Raw genomic sequence first — 16,794 nt, forward strand, 5'->3', positions numbered from 1 at the left:
TTCGCCATGAGCTCCCAACAAGCTTCACACCCCGCATCGCATCCGTTCAAGACGCTGCGCGACTTGCTGCGTTACGCCGTCTCGCGCTTCACTGAGGCCGAACTGGCCTTCGGTCACGGCACCGCCACGGCTTACGACGAAGCCGCGTATCTGCTGCTGCACACGTTGCACCTGCCGATCGACACGCTCGATCCCTTCCTCGACGCGCGTCTGCTGCCCGAGGAAATCGAGCGCGTGCTGTCGGTCATCAACCGTCGCGCCGGTGAGCGCGTGCCGGCGTCGTACATCACGAACGAAGCGTGGATGCATGGTCACCGCTTCTATGTCGATGAGCGCGTGATCGTTCCGCGCTCGTTCGTCGGCGAACTGCTCGAAGATGCGCTGCAACCGTGGGTCGATCATGCCGAGCTGGTGAACGACGTGCTCGAACTATGCACCGGCTCCGGCTGCCTCGCGATTCTGGCCGCCGAGACGTTCCCGGTGGCGCAGATCGACGCCGTCGACATTTCACCCGACGCCCTCGACGTGGCGAAGATCAACGTGGCCGATTACGCGCTCGAGGATCGCGTTTCGCTGCATCTGGGCGATCTCTACGCGCCGCTGCCCAAGGGCAAGCGTTATGACGTCATCCTCACCAATCCGCCCTACGTCAACGAAGGGACGATGCAGGTGCTGCCCGCCGAATATCTTCACGAGCCGCGTCTCGCGCTGGCCGGTGGCGACGACGGCATGGATGTCGTTCGCCGCATCATCGCGGGTGCACGCGAGCATCTGACCGACGACGGCGTGCTGGTGGTGGAAATCGGCAACGAGCGGAATTTCGTGGAAGCGGCTTTCCCCGACCTGCCGATGACTTGGCTCGCGACGAGCGCAGGCGACGACATGGTGTTCCTCGTGCAGGCCGCCGACCTGCCCTGATCGCACGCACGCGGCGCATTCCGCCAACACCGCTTACTCCCTAAGTTCACGCGTCCCGGGTACACTCGGGGTCCCGGGTCCGCGCGACTCTTGGCATGGAGGAAGGCAGTCGGTCATGACGCTCAACTGGCTCGATGTCGGCTTTGCCGTCGCCTGTCTTCATGTGCTCGGCGTGGTGGCAGCCATACATGCCGTGCTGACGGTACGTACCTCGCAAGGTGCGGTGGCATGGGCGGTCTCGCTCGTGACGATGCCGTACCTCACGCTCATCCCCTATCTGTTTCTCGGCCGCTCCAAGTTCGTCGGCTATGTCGAGGCACGCCGTGCGCGTAACGAAGTCCTGCAATCGCGCATGGGCGAGACCGAGCGCAGCGACGAGCCGCCGGTCGCCGTCGAAGCGCATCCGGAATACAGCGCACTGACGTCGATCACCGGCATGTCGTTCGTCGCCGGCAACCGTGTGCGCTTGCTGGTGAACGGCCGCGCCACGTTCGACGCGATCTTCGCCGCCATCGACCGCGCGCGCGATTACGTGATCGTGCAGTTCTTCATCGTGAAAGACGACGCACTCGGCCGGGCCCTTGCCGCGCGCTTGCTCGCGCGCGCCGCGACCGGCGTGAAGGTGTATTTCCTGTACGACCGCATCGGCAGCCACGACCTGCCCCGCAGCTACTGCGAGAAGCTGCGCAAGGGTGGCGTCGAAGTGCATGAGTTCGCCGCGGCCAAACGCGGCATCGTCGTCAACCGCTTCCAGCTCAACTTCCGCAATCACCGCAAGATCGTCGTGATCGACGGCAACGAGGCGTTTATCGGCGGCCATAACGTCGGCGTGGAATACCTCGGCGAGAAACCGCCACTGGCGCCGTGGCGCGATACGCATATTTCGGTGCGCGGGCCGGCGGTGGTGGGCATTCAGCGGGCGTTTGCCGAAGACTGGCACTGGAGCACCGGCAACGTACCGGTGCTCAACCGGCATCCAGTGGCGTCGGGCGAGGACATGCACTGTCAGGTGGTGCCGAGCGGCCCCGCCGACCGGCTGGAAACGTCGTCGCTGTTCTTCGTGACACTGATTAACGCCGCGCAGCACCGCGTTTGGCTGACCACGCCCTACTTCGTGCCCGACGAGGCGGTGTTTTCAGCGTTGCGTCTGGCGGTACTGCGAGGCGTGGATGTGCGAATTCTGGTCCCGGACCAGGCCGATCACCGCGTGGTGTTCGAGGCGACGACATCGTACGCATTCGAAGCTGTGCGCAGCGGCATTAAGGTGTATCGCTATCACCACGGGTTTCTCCATCAGAAGGTGGTGCTGATCGACGACAGCGCTGCCGCCGTGGGTAGCGCCAACCTCGACAACCGCTCATTCCGCCTGAACTTCGAACTCATGCTGCTGACGGTGGATCGCGGCTTTGCCGACGATGTCGCCTACATGCTCACGCACGACTTCGATCAGGCGACACTGCTCGACAAGGACGAATTCCGGCAGATTCCCCGCTGGCGGCAAATCGTCATGCGTGTGGCACGGTTGTTTGCGCCGATTCTCTGAGTCAGAGTAGTCAGCGCAACGCGCTGGCGGGCCATCCGGGCGCGTAACCCGTCAACAAATCCGGCAACAAATGCCGCGTGTCCTCCACACCCGGTAAAATAGCGACTTTGTCGCACCTGACGCGGCGTCGTGCGCCACGTCCGCCACGCCCGTCACGCTTTCGACGCTTACCCGATTTCGCCTCCCCTTTCGCTGTGATCCGATTCGAACACCTTTCCCTCGCGCGCGGCACCAAGCAGCTTTTCGAAGACATTTCCGTCACGCTCAATCCGGGCGAGCGCGTCGGCCTCGTCGGGGCCAACGGTGCAGGTAAGTCGACCTTGTTCGCTCTGCTGCGCGGCCAGTTGCATGCCGACGGCGGCGACGTCTTCATTCCCGGCGCGTGGCGCATCGCCCATGTGATGCAGGAAACGCCCGCCGTCGACCGCACCGCGCTCGATTACGTGCTCGACGGCGACACGCGCCTGCGCGATATCGAAGCCCGTATCGCACAAGCCGAAGCCGCCCACGACGGCCACGCCCAAGGCGAAGCCCACACGGCCTTTGCCGACGCCGACGGCTACACCGCTCCGGCACGCGGCGAGGCGCTGCTGCTGGGTCTGGGCTTCACGCTCGCGCAAACGGCCATGCCCGTCGCGAGCTTCTCCGGCGGCTGGCGCATGCGCCTGAACCTCGCGCAGGCACTGATGTGCCCGTCAGAACTGCTGCTGCTCGACGAACCGACGAACCACTTGGACCTCGACGCCATCGTCTGGCTCGAAGACTGGCTCAAGCGTTACCCGGGCACGCTCGTCGTCATCTCGCACGATCGCGAATTCCTCGACGAAGTCTGTAACGTCACGCTGCACATCGAGAATCAGCAGATCAAGCGCTACGGCGGCAACTACAGCCAGTTCGAAATCACTCGCGGGCAGCAACTGGCCCTGCAACAGAACGCCTTCGACAAGCAGCAGAAAACGATTGCTCACCTCGAATCGTTCATCACGCGCTTCAAGGCCAAGGCGACGAAAGCCCGTCAGGCCCAGAGCCGGATGAAGGCGCTCGAAAAGATGGAGCGGATCGCGCCCGCACACGTGGCGTCGCCGTTCACGTTCGAATTCCGCTCAGCCGACAGTGCGCCGAACCCGATGCTGGTGCTCGAAGGCGTTCGCTGCGGCTATCACTTGGAAGACGGCAGCGAGAAGGTAATCCTGCCGCACGTGACGATGTCGGTGCAGAACGAACAGCGCATCGGCTTGCTCGGCGCAAACGGTCAGGGCAAGTCGACGCTGATCAAGACGCTGGCAGGCACGCTCGATGCCCTCTCCGGCAACGTGAAGACCGGCAAGGGGTTGCAGATCGGTTACTTCGCGCAGCATCAGGTTGAAACGCTGCGTCATGACGACTCGCCGATTCAGCATTTGCAACGCCTCGCGCCCGACACCCGCGAACAGGAACTGCGCGACTTTCTCGGTGGCTTCAACTTCCGGGGAGAGATGGCAACGTCGTCCATCGCACCGTTCTCCGGTGGCGAGAAGGCACGCCTCGCGCTCGCCCTCATCATCTGGCAAAAGCCGAACCTGCTGCTGCTCGACGAACCGACGAACCACTTGGATCTCGAAACGCGTCATGCCCTCACGATGGCGCTGGCACAGTTCGACGGCACGCTGATTCTCGTCTCGCACGACCGGCATCTGTTGCGCGCGACGACCGATCAGTTTCTGCTCGTGGCCGGTGGCGAGGTCAAGCCGTTCGATGGCGATCTGGACGACTACCGCGACTGGCTGCTGCAACACGCCGCCGATCAACGGGCCGCCGCGCGCGACAGCGCCGACACCGATGACAACGGCGTGAACCGCAAGGACCAGAAGCGCGCTGAAGCGCAGGAGCGTCAGCGCCTGTCGCAACTGCGCAAGCCGTTGCAGCGCAAGATCGAAAAGCTCGAACAGTCGATGGCCAAGCTCTCCGACGAGAAAGCCCGGCTCGACGCCATTCTCGCCGATAGCAGTACGTACGAAGACGGGAAGAAAGCGCTGCTGACCGACAGCCTCAAGCAGCAAGCCGAGGTCACGGCGAAGCTCGCGGATATCGAAGCCGAATGGCTCGAAGCGCAGGAAGCGATGGAACAGATCGTCTGAGCATTCGCCGTAACGAACAGGCAAAAAGACGAAAAGACAAAAGGCCCGGTCAGCGAACACTGATCGGGCCTTTTTCATGCTTGGCGTTGATGTCTGTACGACGGGAAAACTCACCCCATCGCCGACTCGCTGCGCATCACCGCATCACAAACCTGCCACCACCGAAATCGCTTGCTCCAGACGGTCGACGGCGTGCACTTCCAATCCGTCGATCGGCTGCTTCGGCGCGTTGGCCTTCGGAATGATCGCGATCGAGAAGCCGAGCTTCGCCGCTTCCTTCAGACGATCCTGCCCGCGCGGACTCGGGCGGATTTCGCCCGCCAGCCCCACTTCGCCAAAGGCCACGATCCCACGCGGCAACGGCTTGTTGCGCAGCGACGAGTGAATCGCGAGCAACACGGCCAAGTCGGCCGCCGGCTCGGTAATCTTGACGCCGCCAACGGCATTCAGGAACACGTCCTGATCGAAGCACGCGATGCCTGCGTGGCGGTGCATCACCGCCAGCAACATCGCCAGACGGTTCTGCTCCAACCCCACCGCCAGACGCCTCGGATTGGGCACCTGCGCGGTATCGACCAGCGCCTGCACTTCGACCAGCAACGGCCGCGTGCCTTCCTGCGTCACCAGCACGCAAGAGCCCGCTACCATCTGCTCGTGCTGCGACAGGAACAACGCCGACGGATTCGCCACGCCGCGCAATCCCTTTTCCGTCATCGCGAACACACCGAGTTCGTTCACGGCACCAAAGCGGTTTTTGAAGGCACGCACCAGCCGATACGACGAATGGGTGTCGCCTTCGAAATACAGCACCGTATCGACAATGTGCTCAAGCACGCGCGGCCCCGCGAGGCTGCCCTCCTTGGTCACGTGCCCGACCAGAATCACGGTCACGCCGCTCTGCTTGGCGCAACGCGTCAGTTGCGCCGCACACTCACGCACCTGCGCCACCGAACCGGGCGCCGAGCTGAGGGCTTCGGAATAAACGGTCTGGATCGAGTCGATCACCACCACGTCGGGCTTCTCGGACTCGATGGCGCCGAGAATCTTCTCAAGCTGAATCTCGGCCAGCAGATCGAGATCGCCGCCACCGCCCTCGCCCGCTGCGCCCAAACCGAGACGCTGCGCACGCAGTGCGATCTGTGCGCCCGACTCTTCACCACTGACGTAAAGCGCGCGACGCTCGCGCGACAGATGCGCGAGAGATTGCAGCAACAGCGTCGACTTGCCGATGCCGGGATCGCCGCCGATCAGCACCACGCCGCCCGCGACGAGACCGCCGCCGAGCACGCGATCGAACTCACTCACACCACTGGAGAAGCGCGGCACATCGGAGGCTTCGATCTCCGCGAGCTTGCGGATCGGCGTGCTCTTGGCGAGCGATTGATAACGGTGGCCGGTCGACGTTTCCGGCACGGATTCGACGAGCGTATTCCAGCCGTTGCAATGCGGGCACTGGCCAGCCCACTTGGGGCTCTGGCCACCGCACTCGGTACAGATATAGACAGTCTTGGCTTTGGCCATGCGCGCGCTCAGTGCGCGTGCACGGGCACGCGACGCGCCACGGCACACATCAACTCGTAGCCGAGCGTGCCGGCCGAGGCCGCCACTTCATCAATAGAGAGGCCACGGCCCCACAGCGTCACCGACGTCCCGACGCGGGCCTGCGGCACCGGCGTCAGATCGACCGCCAGCATGTCCATCGACACCCGCCCGACGATCTGCGTACGCACGCCATCCACCAGCACCGGCGTGCCCGACGGGGCCACGCGCGGATACCCGTCGGCATAACCGCAAGCCACCGTCCCGACACGCATCGGCGCTTCGGCCGTGAAGAGGCTGCCGTAGCCGACGGTGCCGCCGGCCGGGACTTCCTGAATGCCGATCAGTTCCGATTCCAGCGTCATGGCCGGTTGCAGACCGAGGTCGGCGGCAGGGACTTCGAGCCCCTTCGGCGACGAGCCGTACAGCATGATGCCCGGGCGTACCCATGCGCCATGCGTCTCCGGATGGAAAAGCGTCGCGGCCGAGTTGGCAAGGCTGCGCTCGCCCGGCACATCGCGGGCGCCACGCTCGAAAGCGGCCACCTGATGCTCGATGCCACGGGGGCCATCGGCGTCCGAGAAGTGCGTCATCAGCACGATCTGGCTGACCCCGGGGATGGCACGGGCACGTTCCCACGCGGCGCGATAGCGCTCGGGAGCGAAGCCCAGGCGATTCATGCCCGAGTTCATCTTCAGTTGCACGTTGAGCGGCTTGGTCAGGCGCGTGGTCTCGAGCATGCGCAGCTGGTCGTCGCTATGCACGGTCGTGGTGAGACCGTACTTGTCGACGATGGCGAGATCGGACGGCGTGAAGAACCCTTCGAGCAACAGGATCGGGCCGGCCCAGCCGAGTTCGCGCACGCGCACGGCCTCGTCGAGATCGAGCAGGCCGAAGCCGTCGGCATCGCGCAAGCCGGGATAGGCATTTTCAATGCCGTGCCCATACGCATTGGCCTTCACCACCGCCCAGACCTTGGCGTTGGGGGCGTGGCGACGGGCGACATCGAGATTGTGAGCAAGCGCTGCGGTATGAATCGAAACTTTGATCGGACGAGGCATGGCAGGATTGAGGACAGAAGAGAGGCGCCACCGGAACACGGCTTCAAAAACACGGCCAAAGGACTGGCTGAAGCACTGACTGAAGCAGCGGTTCAAATACACTGCATTGACATGCCCCGCGCGAATTGGTGCGATTTTGTGCGAAGGGAAATGACGCAGGGTGGACCACAGCGTTTCAGGCATGCCTGAAGGTGCCGGCGGCATAACGCATCGGCATATTTTCGTGTTATAAAGCCGTGCGCACAACTTGTTTTGCCGAAATCTTTATCCCGACAACAATATCGGTCAAAGACCGAGGGCGACCGGGCGCCCGACACGGGGGCTACAAGGCCGAATATACGGCCCATTAGCGACACATGCATGCTTGATGAGCGCAGATACCCCTGTGTTTAAGCCCGGTTTCATCCCGTTTGGGTGCCCGACGCGGGCACCGCGGATTCCGACAACCGAGACACGCAAGTTTTACGCCGCACGGGATCGACTCAAGTACCGATGAAGAAAGGCTTTTACACCATCATGGCCGCGCAGTTTTTTTCGTCGCTGGCCGACAATGCATTGCTTATTGCAGCAATCGCACTTCTGAAAGATCTGCATTCCCCGCAGTGGATGACTCCGCTGCTCAAACTCTTCTTCGTTCTCTCGTACGTCATTCTGGCTGCCTATGTCGGCGCCTTTGCGGATTCCATGCCCAAAGGCCGCGTCATGTTCATCAGCAATTCGATCAAAGTGGTCGGCTGCATGATGATGCTGTTCGGCTCGCACCCATTGATCGCGTACGGGGTGGTCGGCTTCGGCGCGGCGGCGTACTCGCCCGCGAAGTACGGCATTCTCACTGAGCTGTTACCGGCAGAAAGACTGGTCGCGGCCAACGGGTGGATCGAGGGGCTCACCGTCAGTTCGATCATTCTCGGCACAGTATTGGGCGGCGCGCTGATCAGCCCCCACGTCTCCGAATGGATTCTGCTGCGCACGCCCGAAGTCATCAGTTCGCCGGCCATGGCTGCGATGGTGATCATCATGGGCATCTATGTAATCGCAGCCCTGTTCAATCTGCGCATTCCCGACACCGGCGCCCGCTACGCGCGCCAGGAACGCAACCCGATCAAGCTGGTTTCCGACTTCGCCGACTGCTTCGTCACCCTGTGGCGCGACAAGCTGGGTCAGATCTCGCTGGCGGTCACCACGCTCTTCTGGGGTGCTGGCGCGACGCTGCAATTCATCGTGCTGCGCTGGGCGGAAAAAGCCCTCGGCATGACCCTGTCGGAAGGTGCGATTCTGCAAGCCGTGTCGGCCGTGGGCGTGGCCATTGGCGCCATCGTCGCGGCCTCGCGCATCCCGCTCAAGCGCTCACTCTCCGTCCTGCCCGTGGGCATCGCCATGGGCGTTGCCGTGATGGCCATGGCCTTCTTCTCGAAGGATCTGCTGCCGTTCGGTCAGCACTGGAAGGTGCCGCTGTATCTGATCATTGCGTATATCTTCCTGATCATCGTGGGCGCGCTCGCCGGCTTCTTTGTCGTGCCGATGAACGCCCTGCTGCAACACCGCGGCCACGTGCTGCTGTCTGCCGGCCACTCGATCGCCGTGCAGAACTTCAATGAGAACCTGTCGGTGCTGATCATGCTGTGCCTGTATGCGCTGCTGATCTGGTTCAACGTGCCGGTCGGGATCGTCATTGTTCTCTTCGGTTTGTTCGTGTCGGGCACGATGTGGCTCGTCATGAGGCGCCATCAGGCCAATCAGCGCGAATTCGATTCGCTCTCGCTCATTGGCGAAGTCAAGCATTGATATGAATTCGCAATCGTCGTCCGCGTCGCAAACCTCCACAGGCATTCCCATTGCGCTGACCATCGCCGGCTCGGATTCGAGCGGCGGTGCCGGCATTCAGGCCGATCTCAAGGCGTTCTCGGCGCTCGGCGCGTACGGGGCGAGCGTGATTACCGCCCTGACCGCGCAGAACACGCGCGGCGTGACCGACATTCACACGCCGCCCGCGAGCTTCGTCACGGCACAGATGGATGCCGTGTTTCAGGACCTCGATGTGGATGCCGTCAAGCTCGGCATGCTGGCCAACGCCGAGGTGGTGCGGGCGGTCGCCGCCGGCCTGCGCAAGTACCGGCCGCGCTTCGTGATTCTCGACACGGTCATGATCTCGAAGAGCGGTCATGCCCTGCTGCAACCGGATGCCGTCGCCGCGTTGCGCGACGAACTGCTGCCGCTGGCTGACTTGATTACGCCGAACCTGCCCGAAGCCGCCGCGTTGCTCGGCGTTGCCCCGGCCACCAACGAAGACGAGATGGAACAGCAGGCGCAGGCATTGCGCGCGCTGGGCGCTCGCAACGTGCTGGTCAAGGGCGGTCATTTGGGCGGCGATCTGAGCCCGGACTGGCTCGTGAGTGCCGAGGGCGTGGAGCGCTTCAACGCACCGCGCATCGCCGCGCACAACACCCACGGCACCGGCTGCACGTTGTCGGCGGCGTTGGCCGCATTGCGCCCGCGCCGCAGCGACTGGTCGAGCACCGTGCGTGACGCGAAGGCTTACCTCAACGGTGCGCTCGCCGCCAGCGATGAGCTTCACATCGGACACGGCATCGGCCCCGTGCATCACTTCCACGCGATCTGGCCGAAGGCATAAGCCCTGCCCGGCCCACTGGCTTAACCGGTCTAAAGCGACGGCGCGCCATCGTCGGCACTCGCTGCCAACGCACGACGGGCCGCCGCATCGGCCCGCTCCGCCAATTCTTCGATACGATGCCGCGCACGCGGCGCCCAGTAGTCGGGCACGATAAAACCGCGTTCGCGCTCGATCCAATCGCCCTGCGTCGGTGCACCCCCTGCCACCGGCGCCGCCCGCGTCAACGACACGATCAACAACGGCTCGGCCACCCCTCGCTCACGCCAGTGGGTCTCGATGCGCTCGCGCATGGCCTCGAGCGAGAACACCGCATGTTCGGCCACGCGCGCGGGCGCCAGCCAACGCACCCGCGGCAGAATGGCCCACGCCTCGTCGGCCTGCACATCACCGGCCGACACCGCCTGCTGCGCGTGCACCCACCACTCGTCAAGCGTCGCCCACCAGCCGCGCCCATGCGTCTCGGCGGCCACTTGAGGCAAGACGGAAGGCTGAGTGAGCGGATGGAACAACCACCCTTTGAGATAGACCTGCGGCAACCACGGGCCGGCGGCGGGCAACGCGCTGCGCACGGCGTCGAAGGTAGTCAACCGCAATTGATGGCCGAGCAGCCGCGCCACCTTGTCGGCGAGACTGTCGGCGAGATTCGGACCCAGCCAGTGGAATTGCAGCGAGCGTTCGTCGAGCGGCGGCACCTGCGCGACCGGCCCGGCCGGGGGGACGAACAAATAGAGTTTGACGGCCAGTTCCCAGTGCAACAACCGCCGGTCGGCGCGTCGCTCCAGCAGGAAGTCGCACTCGCCCAGCGTCATGTTGCCGCGCCGGACGTCGCGCACTTGCAGCCCCGCCGCCAGCAGCTCAAGCGACGGGCTGTGCAGCAGTGCGAAATGCAGCAACTGCTCGGCATAACGGCCGAGACGGTTACTTTGCCCCTGCTGCACGATGAATTCGCGCAGCGGCTCGACGTCGGCATCGCAGGCGAGCAACCAGTCGTGCAATGCCGCCGTGGCGCCCGGCCCGTCGTCGAGGTGCGCCACCGCCGCCGGAAACCGCGCAGCACTGAGCAGATCGTCGGACAACAGCAGCCACGCGAGGTCCCGTACCGGCGGCTCGCGCAGCGTTGCGATCAGTTCGCGATAGGCTTGTTGGCCGGAGTCGATTCGCACACCGCCTCGTAGGTGGCCCGCGCCAGGCACCAATCCGTCCAGGCTTTGGCCTTGTCGGGCAGACTGCGTAACAGATATGCCGGATGGTACGTCACGATCACCGGCACGCCTTCATACTCGTGCACACGTCCACGCAGGCTGGCAATGCTTGCCTGCGTACGCAAGATACTCTGCGCGGCAAAGCGCCCCATCACGACGATCACGCGCGGCTTGAGCAGCGCGACCTGACGCTTGAGATACGGCTCGCAGCTTGCCACCTCGTCCGCCTCGGGATCGCGGTTGCCGGGCGGGCGGCACTTGAGCACGTTGGCGATATACACGTTCTCACCACGCTTGAGCGCCGACGCCCGCAGCATGTTGTCGAGCAGCTTGCCTGCCTGCCCCACGAACGGTTCGCCCTGCAAATCTTCCTGCTGGCCCGGCGCTTCGCCGACGAGCAACCAGTCAGCTTCGCGGTCGCCGACGCCAAAGACGGTTTGCGTACGCTTCTCGCACAATCCGCACAACTGGCAGTTGGCCACACGCTCGGTAAGCGCTTCCCAATCCAGTGTTTCTACCGCCGGCAATGCCGGACGCTTCTCAGCGTCTGCGGCACCGCCATCGCGCACGATCGACCACAGCGCGGCATCGGCCGCCGCATCGCCGTCGCCATTGCCCTCGCTGTCGAGCCACATCGGGACATCGTCGGGCGGCATATCGCTCGCCCTGCCGGCATTGCCCGAAGGGTTCGACGCCACCGGACGCGGGTTGGCGGCGCGCGCCGCCGGTGCGGCAGGCGGCTCGCGATATGCCGGCACAGGCGTCGCCCGTTCAGACGGCGAATCCGATGGGGCAGTATCGAATGCGTTGGCTCGGGCCACTGGGCGCGCCACCACCGGCGGCGTGACGTCCCAAGGCGGCAGATCGTCGGTGCCGAGCTCGGCAGTGGCCACCGGCGCAGCCACTTCCAGCGTCGCGATGTCCCCTTCTTGTGCGGCATTGGCAGCATCAGCGGCGGCCGCAGCCACCGCATCGTGCGACATCCATACTGGCCAAAGGCCGAACTCTTCCAGAATTGCTTTAGGCCACGGCACGATCGGTCTCCCACGACAGGCGCATCACGATGGCGTCTTCGCGACGCCCGCTGGCCGGATAGTATCCTTTGCGCCGGCCGATCTGTTCGAAGCCAAAACGCTCGTAAATGCGCAGCGCGCGCATGTTGGACGGCCGCACTTCCAGCAGCACGCCACCCATGCCTTGCTCTCGCGAGGTGCGCACGATCTCTTCGAGCAGCGCCACCCCCAAACCGTTGCCCTGCATCTCGGGCACGACACAAACGTTGAGCAGATGCGACTCGTCCACCACCGGCATCAACAGAAAATAGCCGAGCAGCGAGCCGTCCACCGCACGCAGACACACGCCCTGATGCCCGGCATCGAGCGAATCGGCGAAGTTCTGCCGCGTCCACGGAAACGGGTACGCGCGCACTTCCACGGCGATGACTTCGTCGAGGTCGGCCAGCGTCATCGGCGAGAAGTGATTCGGGCCGGTCTGACGCATCAGGACGCCCCCTTGCCGTCAGCCTGGGCTGCCGCCTGCTTGATGGCTTCGCGTTCGGCCGTTGTCTGGGCGACCTTGTTACGGATATAGACGGGCATGGCCTGATCGGCAGCAATCGCTTCGCCCCGGGCGAACGCGCGCGCCGCCAGCGTCGCCACGTAGCGGGCACGCGGCATGGCGTCGGCCAGCACGGCCTGCGCCTGCTGGGCGGCAATCAGGCGATCGCCGAACGCGACGGCGGCATTCCCGGCGACCACGAACGCCGCATCGGGGGCACGCACCAACTCTGCCGCATCGAGTGAAGGCGCTTGCGCTTCACGCCAGTCGCCGGCAGCAGCATCCCAGACGTAATCGGCCCAGTAGGCCTCGTTCATACGGGCGTCGAGCGCGACGAGCACACGCTGTGTGTCGACGTGCGTCGCACGGGCCGCTTCGGCGCAGGCCAGCAGCGTGCCGACCGGCACGACCGGCAGACCGGCACCGAAGGCCAGCCCTTGCGCGACGCCGCACGCCGTGCGAAGGCCGGTAAACGACCCCGGTCCGGCGCCAAAGGCAATGGCGTCGCAATCGGCGAGCGCAAGACCGGCCTCGCGGAGCACGTCGCGCGCGGCAGGCAGAATATGGGTACTGGAGACGGGACCGGTGTCGAGGTGACGCTCGACGACGAGCGCCGGTGCGTCGCTGGCAGGATCATGGCGATACACGGCAACCGAACAAAACTCGGTCGACGTATCGAGGGCAAGAAGCGTAATCGAAGACATGGCGCTATTGTAATCGGGCACACGGCGAGCAACCTAGCGGATCGACGCAGGAAAACGAGAGATCGCAAGCGTCCACTGGCAAGCGGGCATCCGCCAACACCGCCGGACCGCCGCTCTCTCCGCTCGCCGACTTCACCGGCGCACCCCGCCCTGAACGCCCGCGTGAGTGGAGAGACCGGCACCCGGACTGGACTTTTTCACCCCGTGTAAATGCCAACGTGCATTTCCTAAAAAAATCAGGTATAATTCGCGCTTCGCTTTTCGGGGCACCATGTTGTACCCCATCAGGCGACGAAAACTGCGTTTTGCCCCAATCCTGTGATAAGCCTTTGTAGTAGTTCTTGCCGGTACTGGCGTTCCTAACCGAACGACCCGCCACCGTCCCCTGGCTTACGATACGGATTTCGATCCGCTTTCTGCCCCATCCGCGATTTGCTTCCTGCTTGCGACGAATTGGGTTTGCCGATTGGCGCCAACGCCCCAACGTAACCCTATCAATCCGCAAGAGGATTCATGGAACAGACATCCAAGATGTCTGCGCTCGCGCAGACCTATTTCCCTTCGTCCGAAGAAAACGCAATCGACGCAGCCGCTCCGCAAGTTGCAGCCGTTGCCGCCGTTGCTGAAGGCCCCACGTTCGCCGAACTCGGCCTGAACGAAGCCATTCTTTCGGCACTCACCACCGCCGGTTACACCAACCCGACCCCCGTGCAGCAGCGTGCGATTCCCGCCGCGCTCGCCGGTCGCGACCTGCTGGTCTCGAGCCCGACGGGCTCGGGCAAGACCGCCGCTTTCATGTTGCCCGCGATTCACCGCTTTGCCGAAATGCAAGCCAGCGGCGATCTCGGCAACCGTGCCCCGGCTGCTCACCCGCGCAACCAACCGGCTGCCCCGGGCGAAAAGCCGCGCAAGGGCCAACGCATTCGCCGCGTCGCCGCGCAACCGCTGCTGCTCGTGCTCACGCCGACGCGTGAACTGGCTCAGCAGGTGTCGACGGCCGCCGACACGTACGGCAAGCAACTGCGCCGTCTGCGCACCGTCAGCATTCTGGGCGGCATGCCCTACCCGCGTCAGCTGGAAATGCTGGCCAAGCAGCCCGAAATCATCGTGGCAACGCCGGGCCGTCTGCTCGACCACATCTCCAGCGGCAAGATCGATCTGTCGCAACTGATGATGCTCGTGCTGGACGAAGCCGACCGCATGCTGGACATGGGCTTCATCGACGACATTCAAACGATTGTCGACGCGACGCCGGCAACGCGTCAGACGCTGCTGTTCTCGGCAACGATCGACGGCCGCCTGAGCGAAATCACGCGTCGTCTGCTGCGCGATCCGGAAACCATCGAGATCACGCGTAGCAACGACCAGCGCACCAACGAAAACATCGAACAGATGCTGCACTATGTGGACGACCGCTCGCACAAGGATCGCCTGCTGACGCACCTGCTCGGTAACGACTCGCTCGACCAGGCCATCGTGTTCACGTCGACCAAGCGCGACGCCGACCTGCTGGCCGATCAACTCGAACAAGCCGGCTTTGACAGCGCCGCACTGCACGGCGACATGCCGCAAGGTGTGCGTAACCGTACGCTGCGCGCCCTGCGCGAGCGCAAGGTGCGCGTGCTGGTGGCGACCGACGTCGCGGCCCGCGGTATCGACGTGCCGGGCATCACGCACGTGTTCAACTACGATCTGCCGAAGTTCGCCGAAGACTACGTGCACCGCATTGGCCGTACGGGCCGTGCCGGCCGCCGTGGCGTCGCCGTGAGCCTCGCCGCACACGCCGAAGTCGGTGCCGTGCGCCGTATCGAACGCTACACGCGTCAACCCCTGCCGGTGAACGTTGTGGTCGGCTTCGAGCCGCGCCGCTCGGCCCCCAAGGCAGGTGCTGGCACCGGCGGCAAGCGTCCGGGCCAAGGCCGTGGCGGTCCGCGTCAGGGTGCAGGTGCGGGTGCAGGCCGTTGGAGCAATAACGGTCCGCGTCAAGGCGGCAACGGTGGCGGCGGTTATCAAGGCGGCCAACGCTTTGGTGGCGCTGGCAAGCCGGCGGGCGGCACTTTCGAGCGTCGTGAGAGCACCGGTTACCAAGGTGGCTATGCGGGCGGCGAAGGTGGTAATGGCGGCAATGCCGGCAACACCAGCGGCTTCTCGAACGGCAGCGGCACCGACCGTTTCGAGCGTCGCGCATCGCGTCCGTTCGAAGGCAACCGTCAAGGTCAGGACCGTGGCACGGGCGGTGGTTATCGCCAGGATCGCGGCGGCTACGGCGGCGGCAATCGTAACGGCGGCAGCGGCGGCGGCTTCAAGCGTCGCGGCGACTAAGTCCGTGCAGCGCCGGTCACTTCGACTGGCGCTACCGGCGACATAGTCAAACTCGCCCGCAGTCAACGCATTAAACGACACCCCGGCAGGTGGGACATCAGTCCCGCCTCCGGGGTGTTGTCATGTGGGGCGGTGAAATCACCCTACGCTGCCGCGCCGATATTGCCGCTCACGCGGCATCCCCATGGGCGCCGCGCACCGCACCGCTCCCCGTCCTTCGACGTCGATAGCGAATTCACCGATCTTCTGACGTAACTCTTTCGCCCGGAGCCCCTGACCGAGTCCCTCGCACCGCTCGGCGAATGCCATGCAGGCGCTCAGCACTTCCGAGAAACCACCCACCGCGATAAATGTGTCTCTGGAACTCGCAAGGCAGCGAATCACTGCCGCTTGCTTGTCGGCGCTCGCGAAATTCGAAATCGCTCCCGTGTATAGGTCCGCCGCGATATCGAACCGCCCCCCAGCGGCATAAGCGCTGGCATCGCGTTCGTGCTCGCGTGCCAGCCGCTCAACGGCGTCCGGCGATAGCGCCCGACGCACCAACAGCAATCGCTCACGAATGGAGTTCGCTTCGCCCGCCGAGGAATTCAGCAGGCTTGCGCGCTCCATTTCGGTAATCGCACCGTCGCCGCCGCCGAAACACGCCGGCATGAGCGGGATACGCAGGCCGATGCCGGGAATCTGCACGGTAATCAGCCCGCACGGAAAGACTTGCGGCCCCGCATCGACGGGGCTTCCTGTCGAAGGAAACAGCATGACGGACCTGGCGTCCGCGTTCAGCTTTTGAAACAGAAACCGGCTACTCTCGCCCGTCTTGAGCGGAAACTCCCCCAATTCGCGCAAGTGCTGCCTTCCCGCAGGCGTTGACGCGATATGGCAGCGCACCAACGCATCGAGGATGTTTCGCTTCTGACCATCATTGGTAAATACGTCGGCGACCCAGTCAAGCAGCCCCATCTGGGCGATGCCGTGCCGAAAGTGGTGAAAGGCCGCAGACAGACGAGATCCGTTGTCAGCGAAATTCTTGATGACGATATCAAGCGCGTCGATATGTTTGCGAACCCTCTCTGCGCGCAATTCGCTGAGCTCACCACCGGGGTATCCCTGCACGGGCAGGCTTCTGGTCACTGTCGATAGCATTGCGATACCTCAATTCTGCCGGGCGCGGCAACATCGCCGCCCAGCGTGTGGATGTGCAC

Annotated in this window: 13 protein-coding genes; 6 read left to right on the top strand and 7 right to left on the bottom strand. The window is 64.2% G+C overall.

Features of this window, described 5'->3' with window-relative positions; all coding sequences use genetic code 11:
- Positions 1–6 precede the first annotated feature (6 nt).
- The 3 genes from prmB (at position 7) to CDV44_RS15265 (ending at position 4,578) form a co-directional block, all read left to right on the top strand.
- Entirely contained in the window at positions 7–918 is a 912-nt protein-coding gene (prmB, locus tag CDV44_RS15255; RefSeq protein WP_058378992.1) for a 50S ribosomal protein L3 N(5)-glutamine methyltransferase, read from the top strand.
- A 115-nt stretch (positions 919–1,033) separates the two neighbouring features.
- Positions 1,034–2,461 carry a cardiolipin synthase gene (gene cls, locus CDV44_RS15260; RefSeq protein WP_087688803.1) on the top strand — a complete coding sequence of 476 codons (1,428 nt, stop codon included), beginning with the start codon at positions 1,034–1,036 and terminating at the stop codon, positions 2,459–2,461.
- A 194-nt stretch (positions 2,462–2,655) separates the two neighbouring features.
- Positions 2,656–4,578 carry an ATP-binding cassette domain-containing protein gene (locus tag CDV44_RS15265; RefSeq protein WP_087688804.1) on the top strand — a complete coding sequence of 641 codons (1,923 nt, stop codon included), beginning with the start codon at positions 2,656–2,658 and terminating at the stop codon, positions 4,576–4,578.
- Between the two features lie 144 nt (positions 4,579–4,722).
- Here the strand turns inward: CDV44_RS15265 and radA are convergent, their stop codons facing one another.
- Entirely contained in the window at positions 4,723–6,099 is a 1,377-nt protein-coding gene (gene radA, locus CDV44_RS15270) for a DNA repair protein RadA (RefSeq protein WP_058380337.1), read from the bottom strand.
- A gap of 8 nt (positions 6,100–6,107) precedes the next feature.
- Entirely contained in the window at positions 6,108–7,178 is a 1,071-nt protein-coding gene (gene alr / locus CDV44_RS15275) for an alanine racemase (protein WP_087688805.1), read from the bottom strand.
- Between the two features lie 492 nt (positions 7,179–7,670).
- On the opposite strand from alr, the gene lplT reads away from it, so the two are divergent.
- Both lplT and thiD read left to right on the top strand, forming a co-directional pair.
- Positions 7,671–8,963, top strand: a complete 1,293-nt coding sequence (lplT, locus tag CDV44_RS15280; protein ID WP_087688806.1) for a lysophospholipid transporter LplT — start codon at positions 7,671–7,673, stop codon at positions 8,961–8,963.
- A 1-nt stretch (position 8,964) separates the two neighbouring features.
- On the top strand, positions 8,965–9,810 hold the full coding sequence (thiD, locus tag CDV44_RS15285; RefSeq protein ID WP_087688807.1) for a bifunctional hydroxymethylpyrimidine kinase/phosphomethylpyrimidine kinase: 846 nt from the start codon (positions 8,965–8,967) through the stop codon (positions 9,808–9,810).
- A 29-nt stretch (positions 9,811–9,839) separates the two neighbouring features.
- Here thiD and CDV44_RS15290 read toward each other — a convergent pair whose 3' ends face one another.
- Genes CDV44_RS15290 through tsaB form a run of 4 tightly spaced genes read right to left on the bottom strand, consistent with a single transcriptional unit; the run spans position 9,840 to position 13,273 of the window.
- Complete coding sequence (locus tag CDV44_RS15290; protein ID WP_170936001.1) at positions 9,840–10,973, bottom strand: DUF1853 family protein; 1,134 nt, start codon at positions 10,971–10,973, stop codon at positions 9,840–9,842.
- Entirely contained in the window at positions 10,934–11,995 is a 1,062-nt protein-coding gene (locus CDV44_RS15295; RefSeq protein ID WP_371328772.1) for a uracil-DNA glycosylase family protein, read from the bottom strand. The genes CDV44_RS15290 and CDV44_RS15295 overlap by 40 nt, the downstream gene beginning before the upstream one ends.
- Before the next feature lie 37 nt (positions 11,996–12,032).
- Positions 12,033–12,512 (bottom strand): ribosomal protein S18-alanine N-acetyltransferase, encoded by a 480-nt coding sequence (rimI, locus tag CDV44_RS15300; protein WP_087688810.1) that lies wholly within the window; start codon positions 12,510–12,512, stop codon positions 12,033–12,035.
- Positions 12,512–13,273 (bottom strand): tRNA (adenosine(37)-N6)-threonylcarbamoyltransferase complex dimerization subunit type 1 TsaB, encoded by a 762-nt coding sequence (tsaB, locus tag CDV44_RS15305; protein ID WP_087688811.1) that lies wholly within the window; start codon positions 13,271–13,273, stop codon positions 12,512–12,514. Before tsaB ends, rimI begins: the two co-directional genes overlap by 1 nt.
- 531 nt (positions 13,274–13,804) lie before the next feature.
- On the opposite strand from tsaB, the gene CDV44_RS15310 reads away from it, so the two are divergent.
- The gene (locus CDV44_RS15310) at positions 13,805–15,595 is read left to right on the top strand and encodes a DEAD/DEAH box helicase (RefSeq protein WP_087688910.1); all 1,791 of its coding nucleotides are present in this window, start codon (positions 13,805–13,807) and stop codon (positions 15,593–15,595) included.
- A 138-nt stretch (positions 15,596–15,733) separates the two neighbouring features.
- Here the strand turns inward: CDV44_RS15310 and CDV44_RS15315 are convergent, their stop codons facing one another.
- On the bottom strand, positions 15,734–16,735 hold the full coding sequence (locus CDV44_RS15315) for a hypothetical protein (protein ID WP_087688812.1): 1,002 nt from the start codon (positions 16,733–16,735) through the stop codon (positions 15,734–15,736).
- Between the last annotated feature and the right edge of the window lie 59 nt (positions 16,736–16,794).

It is taken from the genome of Pandoraea sp. PE-S2R-1 (assembly GCF_002179865.1).
Classification (GTDB): domain Bacteria; phylum Pseudomonadota; class Gammaproteobacteria; order Burkholderiales; family Burkholderiaceae; genus Pandoraea.

Excerpts from the sequence above, each read along its gene's own strand:
- prmB (WP_058378992.1), top strand. The coding sequence starts at position 7 with ATGAGCTCCCAACAAGCTTCACACCCCGCATCGCATCCGTTCAAGACG.
- cls (WP_087688803.1), top strand. The coding sequence starts at position 1,034 with ATGACGCTCAACTGGCTCGATGTCGGCTTTGCCGTCGCCTGTCTTCAT.
- radA (WP_058380337.1), bottom strand. The coding sequence starts at position 6,099 with ATGGCCAAAGCCAAGACTGTCTATATCTGTACCGAGTGCGGTGGCCAG.
- alr (WP_087688805.1), bottom strand. The coding sequence starts at position 7,178 with ATGCCTCGTCCGATCAAAGTTTCGATTCATACCGCAGCGCTTGCTCAC.
- lplT (WP_087688806.1), top strand. The coding sequence starts at position 7,671 with ATGAAGAAAGGCTTTTACACCATCATGGCCGCGCAGTTTTTTTCGTCG.
- thiD (WP_087688807.1), top strand. The coding sequence starts at position 8,965 with ATGAATTCGCAATCGTCGTCCGCGTCGCAAACCTCCACAGGCATTCCC.
- CDV44_RS15295 (WP_371328772.1), bottom strand. The coding sequence starts at position 11,995 with ATGTCGCACGATGCGGTGGCTGCGGCCGCCGCTGATGCTGCCAATGCC.
- rimI (WP_087688810.1), bottom strand. The coding sequence starts at position 12,512 with ATGCGTCAGACCGGCCCGAATCACTTCTCGCCGATGACGCTGGCCGAC.
- tsaB (WP_087688811.1), bottom strand. The coding sequence starts at position 13,273 with ATGTCTTCGATTACGCTTCTTGCCCTCGATACGTCGACCGAGTTTTGT.
- CDV44_RS15310 (WP_087688910.1), top strand. The coding sequence starts at position 13,805 with ATGTCTGCGCTCGCGCAGACCTATTTCCCTTCGTCCGAAGAAAACGCA.
- CDV44_RS15315 (WP_087688812.1), bottom strand. The coding sequence starts at position 16,735 with ATGCTATCGACAGTGACCAGAAGCCTGCCCGTGCAGGGATACCCCGGT.